At 42.2% G+C, this 20,362-nt stretch carries 16 protein-coding genes; 11 read left to right on the top strand and 5 right to left on the bottom strand.

What is annotated here, in order from left to right; genetic code table 11:
• Nucleotides 1–84: 84 nt before the first annotated feature.
• Complete coding sequence (locus tag GQS54_RS02895) at nucleotides 85–594, bottom strand: DUF6702 family protein (protein WP_166422510.1); 510 nt, start codon at nucleotides 592–594, stop codon at nucleotides 85–87.
• 2 nt (nucleotides 595–596) lie between these two features.
• Nucleotides 597–3,053, bottom strand: coding sequence for a M1 family metallopeptidase (locus GQS54_RS02900; RefSeq protein WP_166422511.1), 2,457 nt, complete (start codon nucleotides 3,051–3,053; stop codon nucleotides 597–599).
• A 282-nt stretch (nucleotides 3,054–3,335) separates the two neighbouring features.
• On the opposite strand from GQS54_RS02900, the gene proB reads away from it, so the two are divergent.
• The 6 genes from proB to GQS54_RS02930 all read left to right on the top strand — a co-directional run bounded on the left by proB (nucleotide 3,336) and on the right by GQS54_RS02930 (nucleotide 11,611).
• Nucleotides 3,336–4,433, top strand: coding sequence for a glutamate 5-kinase (gene proB, locus GQS54_RS02905; protein WP_166422512.1), 1,098 nt, complete (start codon nucleotides 3,336–3,338; stop codon nucleotides 4,431–4,433).
• Between the two features lie 78 nt (nucleotides 4,434–4,511).
• Nucleotides 4,512–5,762 (top strand): glutamate-5-semialdehyde dehydrogenase, encoded by a 1,251-nt coding sequence (locus tag GQS54_RS02910; protein ID WP_166422513.1) that lies wholly within the window; start codon nucleotides 4,512–4,514, stop codon nucleotides 5,760–5,762.
• A 360-nt stretch (nucleotides 5,763–6,122) separates the two neighbouring features.
• A complete protein-coding gene (locus tag GQS54_RS02915; RefSeq protein ID WP_166422514.1) occupies nucleotides 6,123–7,415 on the top strand; it encodes an NAD(P)/FAD-dependent oxidoreductase in 1,293 nt (430 codons plus the stop codon).
• Between the two features lie 242 nt (nucleotides 7,416–7,657).
• A complete protein-coding gene (locus tag GQS54_RS02920) occupies nucleotides 7,658–8,935 on the top strand; it encodes a nidogen-like domain-containing protein (protein ID WP_166422515.1) in 1,278 nt (425 codons plus the stop codon).
• A 28-nt stretch (nucleotides 8,936–8,963) separates the two neighbouring features.
• Nucleotides 8,964–9,497 (top strand): invasion associated locus B family protein, encoded by a 534-nt coding sequence (locus tag GQS54_RS02925; protein ID WP_240919812.1) that lies wholly within the window; start codon nucleotides 8,964–8,966, stop codon nucleotides 9,495–9,497.
• A gap of 218 nt (nucleotides 9,498–9,715) precedes the next feature.
• Nucleotides 9,716–11,611: a hypothetical protein gene (locus tag GQS54_RS02930; RefSeq protein WP_166422516.1), complete on the top strand. Its 1,896-nt coding sequence runs from the start codon at nucleotides 9,716–9,718 to the stop codon at nucleotides 11,609–11,611.
• 36 nt (nucleotides 11,612–11,647) lie between these two features.
• Here the strand turns inward: GQS54_RS02930 and GQS54_RS02935 are convergent, their stop codons facing one another.
• Complete coding sequence (locus tag GQS54_RS02935) at nucleotides 11,648–13,111, bottom strand: M20 family peptidase (protein WP_166422517.1); 1,464 nt, start codon at nucleotides 13,109–13,111, stop codon at nucleotides 11,648–11,650.
• A gap of 73 nt (nucleotides 13,112–13,184) precedes the next feature.
• On the opposite strand from GQS54_RS02935, the gene GQS54_RS02940 reads away from it, so the two are divergent.
• From GQS54_RS02940 to GQS54_RS02960, 5 genes are all read left to right on the top strand, one after another.
• Nucleotides 13,185–14,081 carry a DMT family transporter gene (locus GQS54_RS02940; protein WP_166422518.1) on the top strand — a complete coding sequence of 299 codons (897 nt, stop codon included), beginning with the start codon at nucleotides 13,185–13,187 and terminating at the stop codon, nucleotides 14,079–14,081.
• Nucleotides 14,082–14,165: 84 nt separating this feature from the next.
• On the top strand, nucleotides 14,166–14,756 hold the full coding sequence (gene can, locus GQS54_RS02945) for a carbonate dehydratase (protein WP_166422519.1): 591 nt from the start codon (nucleotides 14,166–14,168) through the stop codon (nucleotides 14,754–14,756).
• Nucleotides 14,757–14,762: 6 nt separating this feature from the next.
• A complete protein-coding gene (locus tag GQS54_RS02950; protein WP_166422520.1) occupies nucleotides 14,763–15,257 on the top strand; it encodes a histidine phosphatase family protein in 495 nt (164 codons plus the stop codon).
• A 249-nt stretch (nucleotides 15,258–15,506) separates the two neighbouring features.
• Complete coding sequence (locus GQS54_RS02955) at nucleotides 15,507–16,739, top strand: multidrug effflux MFS transporter (RefSeq protein ID WP_166422521.1); 1,233 nt, start codon at nucleotides 15,507–15,509, stop codon at nucleotides 16,737–16,739.
• Nucleotides 16,740–16,934: 195 nt separating this feature from the next.
• On the top strand, nucleotides 16,935–17,582 hold the full coding sequence (locus GQS54_RS02960) for an OmpA family protein (RefSeq protein WP_166422522.1): 648 nt from the start codon (nucleotides 16,935–16,937) through the stop codon (nucleotides 17,580–17,582).
• Nucleotides 17,583–17,700: 118 nt separating this feature from the next.
• Here GQS54_RS02960 and GQS54_RS02965 read toward each other — a convergent pair whose 3' ends face one another.
• Nucleotides 17,701–18,012 carry a hypothetical protein gene (locus GQS54_RS02965; RefSeq protein ID WP_158772351.1) on the bottom strand — a complete coding sequence of 104 codons (312 nt, stop codon included), beginning with the start codon at nucleotides 18,010–18,012 and terminating at the stop codon, nucleotides 17,701–17,703.
• 755 nt (nucleotides 18,013–18,767) lie between these two features.
• Nucleotides 18,768–20,252, bottom strand: a complete 1,485-nt coding sequence (ilvC, locus tag GQS54_RS02970; protein WP_166422523.1) for a ketol-acid reductoisomerase — start codon at nucleotides 20,250–20,252, stop codon at nucleotides 18,768–18,770.
• Between the last annotated feature and the right edge of the window lie 110 nt (nucleotides 20,253–20,362).

Below are 20,362 nucleotides of genomic sequence, written 5' to 3' on the forward strand. Positions count from 1 at the left end.
GATAGGATACATCGAGAAATCAGCGCGGAATAGAAATAAAAATGCTCGACCCATAATAGTCGAGCATCAGACAATTAAGTTACCTTAATGATGGTCAAATTCGACTTTTAATAGCTCTATTGAATCCCTAAAAGTCAGAGTTTGAATATCACCTTTACCTTCCACATTGATGGTATTAATTTGGCTTGGCCATAAATCTCGTAACGCGTTATGACTGATCACTAAGTTATCGAGTTTAGCAGGTTGTTTTGTTTCCTGATAAACCCAGAAAAACTTACCGTCTACTTCAAACCCTGCGGTTTTTAGTGCAATGTGCTGTCCATTTTCTCTGGCGATCGTGAAACGTTCACTGACGTAATCGCTAAATTGCTGCTGCGTTTTAGCTGAATCAATGATATCGGCGCTTTTACCAAAAATATGCCGCACAGCATGTTCAGCGTCATGCAGATTAAACCTATGCATAACTTCTATATTTTCAGTACGAGGATTAAAAAGTACTGTGCTGATGGCGGTTTTCTGTTGATGAGAAAACGCTGAGCTTGCGACTAATAAAAGTAGCAAGCCAGCAACCGTACGCTTCACAAAATTAATCATGACTAGTCGTTGTTGTCATCTTCGTCATCATCAGCGCTTTTTAACTCAGTTTTTATGTCTTGCATAATATCTCGAGAAACTTTCCTCGTGCTCTTCTTCGCTTTATAAGCTTCGATGCGCGATGGAATGATCTTACGTGGATAATCGTTATTGCTTACATCTACATCAGCTGTTTCCCAACGAGGGTCAACTGATACACTGACCAATTCTTGGTCTTTATCGGTGACGATTAATTTGCTAACCGCTTTGGGGGTACGACGCCATATTTCAGCAGGAATATATTGGTTTTGCGTACTACCATCTGCAAATGTTAGCTGCAATATAATCGGCATAACTAGACCGCCTTTATTAGAAAAATCAAGAACGTAGTAGTTCTTATCTTCTTTAACTGCACGTTCAAATACAGTGCGTTCCCAAGGTTCTAGGTCTTTTAAGAATTTGTTGTATTTATTGCGCTCTTTGTTAGTCACGGTGAAACGGTCGTTTTCGTCATAGAAGTCAGTGATATCAGAGAAGCGATTCACCCATAATTCTTTGCCTTCAGCTTTATTGCGCTCGTCAGTTAATGATAATGGCTTGTCTAATTCTTCTTGGCGCTGACGATCAAAGTCAATATCGGGGTTTTTCGTGTCTAAGCGAAGTTTAGATATATTATCTAAAGAGATATCAACATGATCTGTTGTGTAAAACCAACCACGCCAGAACCAATCTAAATCGACACCACTGGCTTCTTCCATAGTACGAAAAAAGTCAGACGGGGTGGGGCGTTTAAACATCCAGCGCTGGGCATATTCTTTAAAAGCAAAGTCAAATAGCTCACGACCTAAGATTGTTTCGCGTAAAATATTAAGTGCAACTGCTGGTTTGGTATAGGCATTTGGACCTAGATGTAAGACACTGTCAGATTGGGTCATAACAGGCACCTGCGATGACGACTTCATGTAGCCTACAACGTCGCGCGGCTCAACACCCCAAGGAATAGTGGGGTCCCATTCACGACCGGCAACACCGTCTAAGAAGCTGTTTAAGCCTTCGTCCATCCAAGACCATTGACGCTCATCCGAGTTAACGATCATGGGGAAATAGTTATGCCCAACCTCGTGAATAACGACACCAATCAAGAAACGTTTTTCCGCTTGAGAATAGGTGCGACTACCATCGTCTTGTAATTCAGTACGGGGACCATTAAAGGAAATCATCGGATATTCCATGCCGCCAACGGGGCCATTAACTGATTGGGCTGTCGGGTATGGGTAATCGAACGAGAAACGAGAATATACGTCAAGGGTATGTACTACCGACTCGGTAGAATACTTTTTCCATAAATCCCCACCTTCTTTCGGGTAGAACGACATGGCCATAACCAAGTCCTGGTTCGCCCCTTTTTGTTTATGACCTTTGGCATCCCACATAAATTTACGTGATGAAGCCCAAGCGAAGTCACGTACATTTTTGGCACTGAACTTCCAAGTCTTTTCTTTGTTAGTCGCTTCTTTTTCGTTATCTAATGCTTCGTCGGCGGTGACTATAAATACTGGACGTTTGGCGTTTTGTGCTTCGTTTAAACGTTCACGCTGAGTAGAAGTAAGTACTTGCTTCGGGTTCTGTAACTCACCTGTCGAACTAACGATATGATCCGCAGGGACTGTCATTTCAACATCGTAGTTGCCAAACTCTAACGTAAACTCACCACGACCAATAAATTCTTTGTTAGTCCAGGCCTCGTAATCGGTATAAGCATGCAAGCGAGGGAACCATTGAGCTAGCAAGAATATATCGTTGCCCCCATCACGCTCGTCATCTGGAAAGTGCTCATAGCCTGAACGGGCAGAAACGGCATCTTCTTCAACAATGTTATATGCGTAATCGATTGCGAATTCTACTGATTTACCAGGCGTTAATGGCTGGGCTAAATCAATACGCATGTTTGTACCGACAATGACGTGATGAAGCTGGTTACCTGATTTATCAACGACTTTCTGTATGTCATAGCCTAACTCATGATCAGCAACAAATTGCTCACGACGAAGTGCTGCTAAACTTAATTGAGCGGGTTTCTCTGCACTTGCGCCTTGTGTTGCGGGTCCACGTGCACCAATGCCACCAAAGGTAGTCGTCATGGCTGACATAGAATCATTTCTGAATTTATTTTGATCTAATTGTAGCCACAAATACTTAAGCGTATCTGGAGAGTTGTTGTTGTAAGTAATGACTTCACTGGCATCTAAACGATGTTTTTCTTCGTTTAAATGTACTTTAATTTTGTAATCAACTTTCTGCTGCCAGTATTGATGTCCCGGCTGACCCGCTGCATTTCGATATACGTTTGGTGTTGGAAGTGATTCGTCGAGTTGGCGAAATTTATCTTTAAAGTCGCCTTTGGTTTGCTCGATTGCAGCATTTGCCGCGTTCGTTGATAGCAGCGACAGTAGCGCTGTGGTGATTATTATTTTAAACATCTTATTCCCTGGCATTTTAGTACGAACTGCATTGAATTAATTATTATTTGTCAGCGCAACTCGGCATAATATTATAAATAGGCAATAAGATCTCGATTTGGAGTGTATTTACTCCGCGACAGATTGTAAGGAAATTGTACAGCTCGGTGAACTTAGGCTTTTAACTTCTTCGCTTCGATAGGCATATTTTGTATTCAAAAGGCCATAGCTTATAACGACTAAAGCTTGTATCTAAGTGGGTTTATCGTAATCTAATAGGATATTAACAAGGTAGGATTTTACATGTCACTGCTTTCGTGGCAACGAGCCGTAATTAAGGTCGGTAGCGCCCTAATCGCCCCTGATGGCAAAGGGTGTAGCAGTCAATATTTGCTGCCTATTGCGCAATTTATATGTGATAGCCGAGCACAGGGTAAAGAAGTTATTTTAGTCTCCTCAGGCAGTGTTGCTGCTGGGCGCAATAAAATAGCCTATAAGCATCATCCGTCTATTGCCGAAAAGCAAGCAATGGCTGCCATTGGGCAAACCCATATGATGGCCAATTGGGCGCGTTTGTTTGACTTTGATTGTGCGCAAATTTTGCTCACCGCAGATGATTTACATCACCGTACGCGCTATGTGAATATTAAAAATACCCTGCGTGAATTACTCCGTAACGGTGCCTTACCAATCGTAAACGAAAACGACACCGTGGCAATCAACGAATTAAAAGTAGGTGACAATGATAATCTTGCCGCCTATACCGCATTGGTTTCCCGGGCCGATACGTTAATTATTTGCTCGGATATTGATGGTTTATATGATGCTGATCCGAGACAAAATTCTCAGGCGAAGTTTATTCCGATCGTACACAAAATTGATCAGCAAATTCATGATTTAGCGGGCGGTGCTGGCACCAGTGTTGGTACTGGTGGAATGAGAACTAAAATACAAGCAGCTGAAAAATGTGCAAAAAGCGGTATTCAAACTCTGATAGTTAATGGTCGAAACCCAGACGTGTTCAAACAACTTGGGCAAGGTAAGCAGGCGGGTACATTGTTTGTTCCGAGCAAGAATCGCGATAGCGCACGCACGCAGTGGTTGCGCCATACTTTACGCTCTAAGGGCACACTGGTTATCGATGATGGCGCTGAACAAGCATTGATGCGTAAAGGGGCTTCACTTCTTCCTTCAGGTATTACCAGTGTTTTGGGCGCGTTTAAAGCGGGGGAAGCGGTTGATATTCGCTTTAAAGACCAGATTATAGCTAAGGGATTAACCTTATACAGCAACAGTGAATTGGTACAGATAAAAGGTTTGCGCAGTGATAAAATTAGCGAATTACTGGGTTATTCATCTGGTGAAGTCATTATACATCGCGATGACATGGTTTTACTTTAAGGTTTCTGGGTATCTGTCGGCTGCCGTTCAGCGATAGAGTTCCGGTGGGATCTGACACTTTTTACAAGGCTTATTAGAATGCAATTTTCAATCGCTCAAGCGGCAAAAGCAGCACGTGTTGCTTCACGTCAAGTAGCTAAACTATCGGCTATAGAAAAAGAAACCTTATTACACGACATTGCTCAACGCATGTTGGAGAAAACCGACGCGATCATCACCGCCAACAAGCAAGATTTGGCGCAGGGTCGTGAGAACAACCTAGACGATGCCATGATGGATCGTTTGCTTTTAACACCTCAGCGCATCCAAGGGATAGCTGAAGCTGTGTTGAATATTGCCGCTCAAGCGGACCCTGTTGGCAGCATTGAGCACCTGCAACAAATGCCGAGTGGTATCCAAGTAGGTAAAATGCGTATTCCGTTAGGCGTTATTGCGATGATTTACGAATCACGCCCTAATGTAACCATTGACGCTGCAGCGTTATGTCTTAAAGCAGGTAATGCAGTAGTGCTAAGAGGAGGGAAAGAAGCCCTTCATTCTAATTTGGCATTGGCTGAATGTATAAGTTTCGCCTTAGATAAAAATGGCATTGACCCGGCTGCAGTTGTTGTTGTGCCTAACCCTGACCGCGCAGTTATGAATGAATTGATGACCCTAAATGAAGACATTGATTTAATTATTCCCCGAGGCGGAGAAGGATTAATTCGCTTCGTAAGTGAAAATAGCCGAATTCCTGTTATTCAGCATTATAAGGGTGTCTGTCATCTGTACGTGGACGATGCGGCTGATGAAGATAAAGCATTGAATTTATTGAAAAATGGTAAAACTCAGCGAACAGGAGTATGTAATTCTTTAGAAACCTTACTGGTTCATCAGGACATTGCGCCAACATTTATGCTTAAAGTAAGAGCCTTATTTGATGAGTTCAACGTAAAAGTACACGCTTGTGAGCGCAGTATCGGCTATTTCGATAATGCTGGTAAAGCAACAGAAGATGATTGGCACGCAGAATACTTAGCGATGGAAATCGCTGTGCGTATTGTAGATGATTTTGATGCTGCTATTGAGCATATTGAAACCTACAGTTCAGGTCACACCGAAGTCATCGCCACCCAGGATTTTAGCCGTGCCCAAGCTTTTATTCGTACGCTAAATTCAGCTGTAGTTATGGCCAATGCGTCTTCACGCTTCTCTGATGGCGGAGAACTAGGTTTAGGTGCCGAGATTGGTATTTCAACCAGTAAGTTGCACGCTTATGGACCTATGGGTGCAGAATCACTCACCACGCAAAAATTTATTGTTTTAGGTGACGGTGAAGTTCGCGCTTAATAACCTCTAAATAACGAAGCAAACATGCAAGGGCGTTGTAGTGCGCCCCATTCCTTTTGGAGCTCACTTTGTACATTTTATTGGCGGTGGCACAGTTTTACCCTATTCAAGCATCGGCATGCTTGCTCGATAGGTATGATGCTGTCTTTAATACCCTGTTATGCAAAATTTGTAAGCACTTACCAACTAGGAGTGCTTTTTTCATCAGGGTAGTAAGCTCAACCACTGTTTATCGAACAACTAAATCTTATTTAACTGTAACCCAACGCCAGTTCGTAGCTACCTTCTTCGCTCTTTTGGAGCCCTCAGCCCATGGCATATGTAAACCAAATTCTATCTCAACTTTAAAAGGTAATTTTTATGAAACGAATAGTCGTTGTAGGCGGCGGGGCGGGTGGTCTTGAGTTAGTTGCTCAACTGAGTCGTTATTGTCGTAAACATGCTGATGTGGAGATGATTTTAGTCGACAAGGTAAGAACCCATGTTTGGAAACCCTTATTGCATGAGGTTGCGGCGGGGATAATCGATAAAAACTCTGATGGAGTGGATTACCGTATTCACGCAAGTCGACTTAAATATGAATTTCAGCAAGGTACGTTAAAAGGTATTGATAAGCCGAATAAATCAATTGCACTAGATGCGCTGTATGACGAAGAGGGCGAATTGATATTGCCAGAGCGTAATATTGAATACGATATACTCGTGTTGGCCATTGGCAGCGTGAGTAACGACTTTGGTACGCCTGGGGTGAAAGAGCACAGTTATTTCTTAGACTCTCTTGGTCAGGCTGAGCGTTTTCATCGCGCTTTGCTGAATCAAATGCTTAGGGTAAATCAGCCAAATACCCAACAGTCTACCTTGCGCGTATCGATAGTGGGAGCAGGAGCAACGGGTACCGAGTTAGCCGCTCAGTTACATCATGTGGCTAACCTTTCTCGCGCTTATGGTATGCCGGCTATGTCGGCCCAGCGTTTAGAAATTTCGATTATCGAAGCGGGACCGCGTATGTTGCCTGCGCTGCCTGAGCGCATTGCCAGTGCGGCGAAAAACGCCTTACAAAAAATCGGCGTGAAAATTTATGAAAATACCAAAGTCATTCGTGCTGAGAAAAACGGTTTTGTAACTGCGGATGATGAATTGATTGAAGCTGATTTAATGGTCTGGGCTGCTGGTGTTAAAGCTGCAAACTTGATTAAAGAGTTAGATATTTTCGAGACCAATCGCGCACAACAAGTGTTAGTTGACCCGCAGCTGAGAGCAAAAGGTCTACAGAATATTTTTGTGTTGGGTGATTGCTGTGCATTTCAACAGGAAGATGGGACTTGGGTGCCACCGCGCGCTCAGTCGGCCCATCAAATGGCCTCGATTGTATATAAAAATGTAGTGAATCAGCTTCAAGGTAAAGAGCTAGAAGATTACAAATACAGCGATTACGGCTCTCTGGTGCATTTGAGTAAATACAGCACTGTAGGTAGTTTAATGGGCAATTTATCCAGCAGCAGTATGTTTATTGAAGGTAAGCTTGCGCGTTTGGTGTATACCTCATTATATAGCATGCATCAATTTTCTGTACATGGTTGGCTTAAAGCGGTGCTTATCATGCTAAGCAGAAGGGTCAGTAAATTTGTTGGGCCCAAACTTAAATTACACTAAATATACCCTCATCTTCCTTTAATGACCAAAGCCAAGACATTGCTCTTGGCTTTTTGTTATTTATCCGTGAATTTTTTTAACCGTAGGTAAATTTTGAAGTGTCAGATTAATTTACATATCATTAAGTTATTATAGCCTTTTTGTCTTAAGTTATTGATTTTTAGTGTATTTGCCAAGTGGTCTGACAATTGCTTAATGGCTAGCCTATTCAATTTATATACAATAAATAAAGGATGTATTAGATGTTTGATTTGAAAAAATTGGTCAAAGCAGTTGCGCTGTGTGGCGTGTTTGCTGCGAGTGTTACTTCAGTGTCTGCTAACGCGAGTGTATTGTTAGAAGGCTGGGCCGGCGCTGGTGAATCTGGGTTCGGCAACATTGCATTGGACAAAAACGATGACAGCTCAAGTGGAGAGATTCTTTTCAGTAGTTTTGATGACTTAGGTTTTGACTCGGGTGTTAATTTTTTCAGCAACAGTCATGATTCTTTCTACGTAAATAACAACGGCAACATTAGTTTTAATGGTGCTATTAGTCAATTTACGCCAGATCCATTTCCTGCTACGAGTAACGCCATGATCGCACCTTTCTGGGGTGATGTGGATACACGTTGTACCGACTGCGGCGATGTCTTTATTGGTTCGCCTAATGCTGAAACCTTAGTCATCACTTGGGACAAAGTTGGTTTTTATCCTTCTGATAACTCGCTCACAAATACCTTTCAATTGGTGTTGATTGACCGTGCTGACACCGGTGCTGGTAACTTTGATGTGGAATTTCGTTATGAAGATATTAATTGGACTACAGGCGATGCGTCTGGCGGCAGTGATGGCCTAGGCGGCACACCAGCACAAGCAGGTTACGACGCTGGCGATGGCGTTAACTTTTTTACTGTGCCTGGTTCTCAAACCGATGAAATTGTTAATTTAGACACGACTGATAGTAATACAGGTACAGTAGGGATTTGGAAGTTCGCTATTCGTGACGGCCAATTACCAGGCGACAACGCTGAGAACCCTATTTTGCCTGTCATCAACCCCGAAACTCCTACAAACTATAACTTTGAGTTTGTCATTATTGAGCCTGAAACACCGATTTTCATCGACCCAGATGTAGCTGTTGGTTATGACTATATCGTTAACAGTGGCCCTAATGTGCAATCAGTTATGTTACCCACTGGTTTTGGCGATGACGTTTATGACCTTTGGTTATGGGATGACGCTCTAGCATCTTGGTATGACACTGATACAGATTTATTCGGCGGCGTTACTTTTGATTTTGGTACCGCAGTGGATCGTTTTCGTATTCTAGGTATTGAAACGTCTGAAATGGTTGATCCTACCGACGGAAGTGCATTTGTAACAGCATTGACCTTTGATTCTGCGGGTACAATAAACATCAATCAAAATGCTATTACTGAGTTTGTTGGTGGTACGCAAGCGGTTTCTGCTCCTGCAGGGCTAGGTATCTTCGCTCTATCTTTGTTGGTACTATTTCGCACTAGAAAGCATCGTGCTTAACGTTAGTTGAATAATAAAAAGAGGAGCGATGGCTCCTCTTTTTTTGCCTTTATGGAGTGATTTTATGCGGTTAATTTTTGCTGCTTTTACCTTTTTATTCTTTTTATCTGGCGTTGCGCATGCTCAAAGTCAGCAAACGTTTGGTTCTTGGAGTTTGTTATGCGGCGATCAGGGCAATTGTTCTGTGAGTCAGCTGGTGGCTATGGACCCCGAAGGCAAAAAAGTGTTATTGGGTGCCAATGTTAATTTTTCTATGTCTAATAGCTTTCCAGTTTTAATGTTACGCATGCCACCCAATTTAAATAAAACCAGTGGTGTGGGGATCAAAATTGACGATAATAAAGCCATTCAAGTTGCTTTATCTCAATGTACAGCAGTGGCCTGTCAAAGCGTGATCAAGATAGATAAAACGTTATTTGCAGAATTGCGCGACGGTAAATTGGCAAAAGTGGCCTTTGCCTTAGAAAAAAGTAAACAGCTTACCCTGCCCTTATCGCTAAATGGATTCGCAGAAGCGTATAAAGCATTACTCGATTCACGAAAAACCTCTGAAGGACGTTAACTTTCTGCTATTTTGATCGGTATAGCCTATTACCGCCTTTCCTGTTATCAACAATGTTATTTCATTCACCGTCGGCATATCCCTTTCCATACGTCACGTGAGAGATTATTCTGCACAGTTAAAATTAGTAGTTTTGATCTCGATAATTTATACTATAAAGTTTAAGTTGATGAAAAATATACTGAAATTATATTCAGTGAATAAAAGGATGTGCAAAAATGGCGTATGATTTTGGTACCAACACGCTCGGGATCAGTAATCCGTTTAAACCCGAAGGTGCTGCGAAAGCACTAAGTGGGCTGGCCGTAGTTGTGCTTGGGGTGATCGCGCTTTTAGGTGTGGCTGATGATTTGAAAAACGATATGGTACTAGCGTGGGTTAACGCATTACTCGGGTTAACCTTACTTACTTTGGGGTTACGCCATGCTGGGATGGGTTTATTTCAGTTGTTTAAATATTTTGTTGGCCGCTCTGTGCCTACGTCCCTTGCCTACAACCATAATTCAAGCGAAAAACAGAATGCTCAGCGTGAGCGTTTTCAAACTGCCTACGATGCGCAGGAGCTGGAATCCATGTTAATGGGGCGAAAAAACGCTACCTTTACTGAGCCTGAAGGCTGGATCGCGCGATTGATACATACGCTAGTACCGCGCCTAATATTTAGTCCCTATCCTATCCGTAACTTTGTACAAGAACTCGGTGGTCTAGTGTGTGCCACTGTGGTTGGCTTAATTGCTTTCGGTGCAGCTTATTTCGTTTCAGCCTCAGGTTTAGTGGGCAATGCGGGCGTTATTATTACGCCGATTTTATCTGTATTGTTATTGGTATATCTGATTGCTCAGTGGCGTAGCACATCCCATTCGTTGGCGGCGCCTAATATGCGTAAACTGCAAGCAAAAACCGCCGCTAGTCTAGCGAAACTTTTGGTCTTTGCGATTGTGGTTCCGATTGCTATTGGCTTTGTTTATAGCCAATTAAATAGTCGTTTAGCAGAGCAAGTACAGCAAGTATTGACTGACGTCGTAGCGTTTGATGCATGGTGGAACTTACTACTATTGATCGTTATGGTCTTCGCCGTAATAGGATTATCGTGGGTGATGGTGAAGGAACGTTTAGCCCTAGCTAATCCCAGTACAGAGGTCAGTGAGTTTCGTGAAAACTTACAAGAGTCTGTACATCCAAATGAGATTTTCATTAATATTGAAAATATCGTATTGGCCAATCGCCGTTACAAAGAAATCCCCAATCGTATGTATCAGGAATTTGACCCTAAGCTGCAAGAGCAGAGTCAGGGCAAAGGGAGTTTCAAAGGCAAGTTACTTATTGAAACGCAACCTGAATTTAGCCAGTTAAACTACAGCGCTAAATTTAATGCATTTCGTTTGCTCGCGACTATTGCCGCGCAAATATTGGTTTTTGCTGGCGCTTTACTTTTGTTCTTTACGGTACAAGAAGGTTATCAGCTGTACCAATTTATCGCTCAACAATTATTTAATTTAGAGGGGATGAGCCAAGTACGCGTTGATGCGATTTTGCATGACTTTGGTTTACAATTGAGCGGTTTTTTGGTGTTGTTATTTAGCTGGCTAACGGTCGCTGCAGGGGCAACTATTCTGGCCAGAGGCACCAATTTATTTTGGGCGGAGATGCAGTTTAGTAGTTTATTAATGTGGATGAAAACAGAGGGCACATTTACCGAGAGCAAAGTGTCTACTGGAATGTCAATTCATGACTCTACGCGCTCTGAGAACGTTGTGGTTCGTAGTTCTATTACGCCTTGGATTATTACCTCTCGCGTGATGACATCTACATTTGCTACAACGGGGACTAAGAACTTAGAGATGCCACGCTATGTCATGCAAATGGATAAAAACAATCAAGAACTGCAAGGGATCGTAGGGGAAATCACGCAGTTTTTACGCAAACGAGAAGCCATTGCCTCGATCACCAATGAGCAAGACTTGTCCAGCGCCGAAAACATCTATCGGGTAAATGAAGCCAGTCGTGCTAAATCTGATGTGTTAATAGGTGAGACTGCTGCATCAGAAAAGCGCAAGCTTGAGGAGCAAGCGGCAGGAAAACTGCGCCAAGATGAATTAAATGAATCATCATGACGTAGCCCGCTTGTTAAGCTAATCAATAAAAGCAGGCTAGCCTTGAGATGCCTGCTTAACCATTGCGTAGTAAAACTGGATGGCTTGCAAGTAATCTGCAACGGCGATTTGCTCATTCACACCATGAAAACGTTTCATCGTGTGCGGATTAAGCCGCACCATCATAAACCGATAAACATTGTCTGACAGCCCATAGAAATTAGAGGCATCAGTCCCGCCTTGCACTAAATAAGGCGCAACCAGCAAATTAGGCTCTAAACGCCGTATTGTTTGCTCAATAAGTTTATAGCCATAGGTTTCAGTGGATGAGACGGGTGATGCTTCATTAGTCATAAAGGCTTCGATTTCAACTCTAGGGTCGCCTATCGCTTTGGTAATGTGCTGAGTAACACTGTCGACGGTATCCCCTGGTAATATCCTAAAATTAACCACCGCTTCTGCTTCTGTGGGTAAAACGTTAGATTTAGAACTGCCTTTTAACATCGTTACCGCCGTTGAGGTGCGAATGCTAGCCGCTGAACTCGGACTGTCCAGCATCATGCTTTCTACAGCTGGAGAGAATAACCATAAGTTCGACATGGGTATGCGCGTGGCTAAGTCGGTAGCGAAACCAATATGTTGAAATGTATCGAGGATAAAGCGCATGTCAGCACTAAACGGGCTGGCTTCAACCTTAACTATGGCTTGTGCGAGTATGCCGGCCGCCGTGTGTGCTGGTGGTTGCGAAGAGTGCCCACCAGCTGCTTTAACCGTTAAACGAAGGTTCACAAACCCCTTTTCAGCTACACCGATCACCGCCACTGGCTTTGATACACCAGGTAACATGTTCTCAGTCACTACGCCCCCCTCATCTAGAACAAACTCAAAGGTGACGTTTTGTTTCGCTAAAAATGCAGCGATTTGTCGCGCTCCGTCTTTACCCCCCGACTCTTCATCGTGGCCAAAGGCAAAATAGATACTGCGCTTAGGTTGAATATTTTGTGCCAGCAGCATCTCCATAGATTCCATCAACGCGACAACACTTATTTTGTCGTCAATCGTGCCGCGCCCCCAAACTGTGCCTTCGATGATTTCTCCGCTAAAAGGAGGATGTTGCCACTGATTTGCTGTTGCTTCATCCACAGGCACGACATCCATGTGGCCCATAAAAAGAGCGGGTTTAAGCGTCGGGTCACTCCCCTTTAGATGGTAGAGCAGGCTATAGTCATTGATCACATCTAGGTTGGCCCGTTGGTGAACAAGAGGAAAAGAGTCTTTTAAATATTGCTGGAAGGCTAAGAAGGCTTTTTCGTCAAATTGACTACGGTCATCAAAAGATATAGTGGGTATTTGAATCGCCTGTGAAAAGCGGTTTAAAGCGGCCTGCGTATCAATTTTTACTGGCTCAATTGGCGTTTCTACCACATATTGTTGGTCGCTATAAAAACTATTGGCTCGATAAAATAGCAGACCAATTAACAGTAAAATAAAAACGCTAAAACTTATTATTATTTTTTTCATCTTTCGCTACTTATCGTTCATTTAAAGATAGAATCGCCAACGAGTATAACGTTATCTGATTCGAGGGATCTAGTTGTCTAATTCAGCCTTATTTGCAATTGTCGCTCTTATATGGGGAACGACTTGGATTGCCATTACATTTCAGTTAGGTGAGATACACCCGATTTTATCTGTGGCTATTCGTTTTTCTCTTGCCGCTGCCATTTTAGGTATTTTCTGCGCGGTTAGGGGCTTATCTTTACGTTTGCCTAAGCATTTACACATCAAAATGGCAGCAGCGGGATTATGTTTTTATGGTCTGGAGTACAGTTTACTGTACTTAAGTCAGCAATATATTATTAGTGCGCTAGTCGCCTTGATGAGCTCAGGCATGATTTATATTAATGTACTGCTCAGGCGGGTTATTTTGAAGAAGCCTATTCGTATGGAAGTCGTCGTTGGAGCGGCATTTGGTATGCTTGGTATTGGGCTGATTTTTTATCCGGAATTTTCCCAACTAAAGGCAGATACTTTACTCGTTTTTGGTATTACATTAGCACTGACGTCGTTTTTATTTGCTGGTTTGGGTAACGTCTTGTCTGAACGTATTTTAGATTATGGTACACCTGTGGTGCAGATGAATTTTTGGGCCATGAGTTATGGTTCCATAAGTATATTGGCTTTTGCTTTGGTAAGCGACATTGATTGGGTGCTGCCTACGCGCTGGGAATACTACTTAGCGATATCGTATTTAAGCATCTTTGGTTCAGTTATCGCGTTTGGCGCATATATGAAGTTAGTTCGTCAGATGGGCTCTGATAAAACAGCATATGTGGTGTTGGTTTATCCTATTGTTGCGCTATTAGTTTCGACCATTTTTGAAGGCTACCAATGGTATTTAGCTTCATTAATAGGGGTTTTCTTTGTTATTTTGGGCAACGCCATTGCGATGGGGAAGTTGTCAATTAAACGTAGGTCGGCGGTCACTTAGCTTAGCGAGAAAATCGCCGACCAATGGTAAGAACTGTTGCACAGTGTAGTTTCACTATGCTGCGCTCATTACAAGCGAGGGTTTATGAGCGATATATTACAACTACTTGAAAATAATAGAATTTGGTCAGAGGGGATGAAAGAGGCTGAACCTAATTTTTTTGATAAGCTTGCCAATCTGCAAAAACCAGAATATTTGTGGATTGGATGTTCTGATAGCCGGGTTCCTGCAAACCAACTTTTAGGGCTTGTGCCTGGGGATATATTTGTACACCGTAACGTCGCTAATTTAGTGGTACATACCGACTTTAACTGCTTGTCAGTTTTACAGTACGCAATCGACGTGCTTAAAGTAAAGCATGTGATTGTGTGTGGTCACTATGGCTGCGGCGGCATAGATGCTGCGCTTCAGGATCAACAGCTTGGCTTAATTGATAATTGGCTAGAGAACATTAAAGATATCGCCAAATTTCATCAAGAAGAGCTTGCAACACTATCGGGCGAGCAGCGTTCAGCGCGGTTATGTGAGTTAAACGTGATCGAGCAGGCGAATAATATTCGTCGTAGTAATATATTCAAAGATGCCGCTGCACGTGGGCAGCGAGTGCGTATTCATAGTTGGATCTATAGCCTACGCAACGGACGCATCAAAGATTTAGCTAAAGTAGAAGGGTAAAGATCAATGCGCTGTACCTCTGTTCGTTTGTATTGCATGACTTTTTTAGCCCTCGCTTTAACGGTAGGATTGGGCGAGGCAAGCGCGGAGCAGCGCTGGTATTTTGTGCGTCATTTTGAAAAACAAATCGGCGATGATCCTAACTTAACGACCAAGGGGCATCAGCGTGCAGCTGCTTTAGCTGATTACTTTCGTTACATTCCATTATCGAAGGTGTTCTCAACCGATTATAAGCGTACTACGCAAACCGTCGCTGATACTGCCAAGCAGCAAAACATGTCGGTTACCATCTATGATCCTTCTGAACCTCAAGCGTTTATTCAACTCATTTCGGCTCAACATGATGTGTTGGTGGCGGGGCATAGTAATACAATACCTGACTTAGTCCGTGCGCTTGGAGGGCAAGCTAAAGATTTGTCGGAGAAAGATTATGGACGATTGTTTATTGTGACGCGCACCGGTGGTGATGTAATCACACAAAGTGTCATCGTACCGTTTTAAATCAATCACACCTGATACTAGCATGAGTGGCAACGTCGTAAGCTGGTCTTATATGTAATAAGGTTGTAGCGCTAATGTCATGTTTTATCATTAGCTTTTACGATATATCAGCGTTTTTGAATGGCAATTAACCAAAAGTCAAAGATGATAAATATTTCTTTCAGTAAATGACGAGTAAGGTTGATAAAACGTTCAAGTCATACTTCAGTCAATGGTAGAATTAACGTTTAATCTAATAGAGGAATTTTCATGCCCAACGCCCGCTCTAAAAATGCTACCAAGGTTAAACCTGCTTTAGGATTAGTCGAGTTCGTAGCGTTAATGGCGTTAATGACCTCTTTAGTGGCATTGAGCATTGATGCCATGCTACCGGCTTTAAATCAGATTGCGTTAGATTTAGCGATCACGGATCCTCAAGATACTCACCTAATTGTTTCGCTTTTTTTCATCGGTATGGCGTTTGGCCAACTGTATTTTGGACCCCTTTCTGACGCGAAAGGCCGACGTTATACTATTATTACTGGGTTGATCATTTTTGCTGTTGGCACGGTTGTGTGTATGTTTGCCGAGTCTTTGACGGTGTTATTAATCGGACGCGTTATTCAAGCTTTTGGGGTGTCAGGTCCGCGTATTGCAGCTTTAGCAGTAATAAGAGACCAATATAAAGGTGAAGCAATGGCCCGAGTAATGTCCTTTATTATGATGGTGTTTATTTTGGTGCCTATGCTGGCCCCGAGTTTCGGTCAAGCGGTTCTTTTTTGGTTTTCATGGCAGCATATTTTTTCATCATTCTTGGTTATCGGCTTGCTAACTGGCGTATGGTATTTTCTGCGTCAACCCGAAACGTTACCCAAAGACAAGCGTGTTCCCTTTAGTTGGCATCAGCTTTATCATTCTAGCCGCTTTATTCTGAGGAATAAGCTCGTGATGTTTTACACTTTCTCTATGGGCTTGGTCTTCGGTGGCTTTCTAGCCTATATCAGCGCTTCTCAGACCGTATTTCAGATTATATATGATACAGGGGAGCTATTCCCTCTCTATTTCGCTCTGCTCGCTTTTTCAATTGGCTTTGCATCATTTATTAATGGTACGTTAGTCATGCGTTTGGGCATGCGTAAATTATGTACTTGGGCTATTTTTGGTTGGCTCGGATTCACCACTATATTACTGATCATGTGCTTAATATATGGTGGACTTCCACCTCTTAATTACTTAATTAGCATTTTATTTGCTGCATTTTTCTGTATTGGCATTTTATTTGGGAATCTTAATTCCATGGCGATGCAACCTTTGGGTGATACAGCTGGACTTGGTGCAGCGATCATCGGCTCACTGAGTAGCATTATATCTGTACCCTCTGCAGTATTTGTAGGTAGCTTTATTGAAAACACCATGACCCCTATCGCTATTGGTTTTGTTGGTTTTGGCTTCGCTTCATTTTTGTTTTTTTGGTTTGCTGAGCGACCAAAAGCACTAACATAACGACCATTCATTCTATGCCCCTAAACCTTTTGTTTAAGGACTATCTTAATTGCCTTGGAACAGTTCGTGCTTCAAGGCTTTAGTAAAGCATTCATATATCGTTCAGCTAAAGACTGGATAATTGGCATTATAAATTTTGTCCAACGTAACGTAGTAATAAATGTTAGGTCAAAGTTGTTTTCTAAGGAGTCTCAGATGTACAAGAAGTTAGTAGTTGGATTAGCCTTGTCGAGCTTAATGCTAGGCGGGTGTGCCTCTAATTCCATGGGTAACGCCTCTAACACGCAAAAAGGCGCAGGTATTGGTGCTGTCGTAGGTGCTTTACTGGGTAAGGGCACTGGCGACAACGACAAGAGCCGTTATGTATGGGGCGCAGCAGTCGGCGCTCTAGCGGGCTCTGCCATTGGTAATTACATGGATAACCAAGAGCAGGAGTTTCGTGATGAACTAGCTGACAGTGGCGTTGAGGTTTATCGTGAGGGCGATACTTTGCGCTTATATATGCCTAGCAGTATTACGTTCAGTTCTGGGAATGCCTCAGTTGACGCTAGTTTTTACCCTGTATTAAAAGATGTGGCATTGGTTATTAACAAGTATGAAAAAACTACATTAATGGTAGAAGGTCATACCGATAGTACCGGCGCTGATGATATGAACCAACGTTTGTCTGAAGCTCGGGCCAATAGTGTGAAAAATTACTTATTGCAGAATGGCGTCGATAACAGACGAATTTCGACACTCGGTATGGGGGAATATACGCCGATAGCTGACAACGCTACTGAGGCTGGTCGTCAGAAAAATCGTCGGGTAGAGCTTAAGATTATACCTATGAGTAAAAACTAAAAGAAGATTAATAATGATGGGGCGTAATGCAACGTGCCTCATTGTTATCCTTAACAATGAAAGCAGGACGACGTTGTTATGTAGTCGAGTTGTTCTGAAACGGATAAATAATTGAAAACTACTTAACTAAACGAATGGCAGGACGTTGGACTTTAGTGGGCTCTATAGCAAGAACTTTTGAACTACGAACACCATTTTTCATGCGGTCATAGCATACATATTTCATGTCTAACGACTCACAAAATTTGTAAATGGTTAGAAAATCGCTTTTAGATAGTTCTTCATTGTCTTTGGTTAGTTGGGTATCGATATACATTTGCTCGCCATTGGCGGTAAGCATAGCGACTGCTGAATAAGGATCTCCATGTTTGGCGACTTTTAACGCTCTAACCATTTTTACTTCAAAGACCCAATCGCCCATTTTAGTCATTCTAGTTATTTTTTCGCTCATTGGATTTCCTGTTATCTTGGTGGGTAAACATTTGGGAGTTCGGGAACTTCGTGTAAAGCAATACATAGGCCATGTTTTTTTTCCGCTAATAACAAGGGCTTACGGCAGGGATAATTTTTTTCGTGTTGCTATATAGAGACAATCGCTTATTTCACTCATATGGATTGTTAATAATTTGTTCCATTAGACTAAGGTCTATATCTTTGTATATGATTTTTATAACAAAAAAGTATACTTTTCTCTGTATGCTTTTAGCTACACACCTTCTCTTTTAACCATAATTATCATCTGTTGTTACGACAAAAATAGTATTTGATAGCAATCAAAAAAATAAATTGTGACCTGGCGAACATTTAGCAAATTCTGTATGCCGCATCTGAGAATTAGTAGCCAATATGCGACTGAATAAGCGCACAATTATTATAATTAATGATTGTTTTTTGTACTAAAATTAGACGTTTTCATACGTTAATTGCATTGCAAGAATATCAATTGTAATGACTGTTGAGAGAGAAATTTTTCGTCTTTTTGACATTATTTTTGCGCTATTTATAAACAAATAACCTTCAAAATCGGCCACATGTGATTTAAAAATTGGCTGAATATTGTCTTAATTCATATTGACTTTGTCGCTACAGACATAAAAAAGCCCAGCCAAATTGGCTGGGCAAAAAGGGCTTTTTACAGCACCTAACGACAGAAATCGTTTAGTTTACTATTCATTTTTTGAAGGGTTAGACCGCTTCAACAATGGCTTTCATGTCAGTCATGTAGCCACGTAATTTGTCACCTACGCTTTCAACACCATGCTCACGAATTGATTTATTTACGGCAACAAGCTTTTTATTGTCAACACTGTTACTGGACGCTGCAAATGGCTTACCGATTAACTCGGTGCCTATGCCTGGCATTAATTTATCTGCTAATAATGGGATGGCTACGTTCGCAAATAAGTAGTTGCCATATTCAGCGGTGTCAGAGATAACGACATTCATTTCGTACAAACGTTTACGAGCAATAGTATTCGAAATAAGTGGCGTTTCATGTAGTGACTCGTAATACGCTGATTCAGGAAGAATGCCTGCTTCAACCATTACGTCAAATGCTAGTTCAACACCCGCTTTGATCATGGCAACAATAAATACGCCGTTGTCGAAAAACTCTTGCTCATCGATTTTACCGCTGTATTCAGGGGCATTTTCAAAACCTGATTGACCTGTTTCTTCACGCCACTTTAATAGGTTTGCATCGCCGTTAGCCCAATCTTCCATCATGGTGCGCGAAAACTCGCCACTGATAATATCGTCTTGATGTTTACCAAATAACGGTTTCAACATATCTTTTAATTGTTCAGATAAATCAAATGCTTTGATTTTAGCTGGGTTAGATAGCCTATCCATCATGTTGGTAACACCACCGATTTTAAGTGCTTCGGTGATAGCTTCTAGACCGAATTGGATCAACGCGCCTGCATAAGCTGGGTCGATACCATCCGCAACCATTTTTTCGTAACCAAGAACCGCTGCTGTTTGCTGCATACCACAAAGAATAGTTTGTTCGCCCATTAAGTCAGACTTAACTTCAGCTACAAAAGAAGATTCAAGCACACCTGCGCGGTCGCCGCCGGTGGCACTTGCTAATGCTTTAGCAATATCCCAGCCTTGTTGCTGTGGATCATTCTCAGGATGAACTGCGATAAGTGTGGGTACCCCGAATCCGCGTTTGTATTCTTCACGGACTTCAGTACCTGGGCATTTAGGTGCGCACATCACAACTGTGATGTCTGAACGAATTTGCTGCCCTTCTTCAACGATGTTGAAACCGTGAGAATAACCGAGTGCAGCACCTTCTTTCATCAACGGCATAATTGCTTCAACTACGCTTGAATGCTGTTTATCAGGTGTTAAGTTGTACACTATGTCAGCGCTTGGAATAAGTTCTTTATATGTACCAACGGTGAAACCGTTACCGCTAGCACGCTGAAATGATTCGCGTTTTTCATCGATTGCGGCTTGACGTAAAGTATAAGAAACGTCTAAACCTGAATCGCGCATATTAAGGCCTTGGTTTAAACCTTGAGCGCCACAACCTACGATTACGATCTTTTTACCTTTAAGAAAATTACAGCCTTCTGAAAATTCGCTGCGCTGCATGAATCGGCAACGACCAATTTGGTCTAGTTGCTGACGTAAAGATAATGTATTGAAATAATTTGCCATTCTTTTTGATTCCTATAAGTGCAACAAGTCAGTGACGATCTCGTGTGATTGAGAGAATAGGGTATTTCTTCCGTTGATTAAAATGATATATTTGCAACGTAACGTTTCAT

Source organism: Paraglaciecola sp. 20A4 (assembly GCF_011378905.1).
GTDB lineage: Bacteria > Pseudomonadota > Gammaproteobacteria > Enterobacterales > Alteromonadaceae > Paraglaciecola.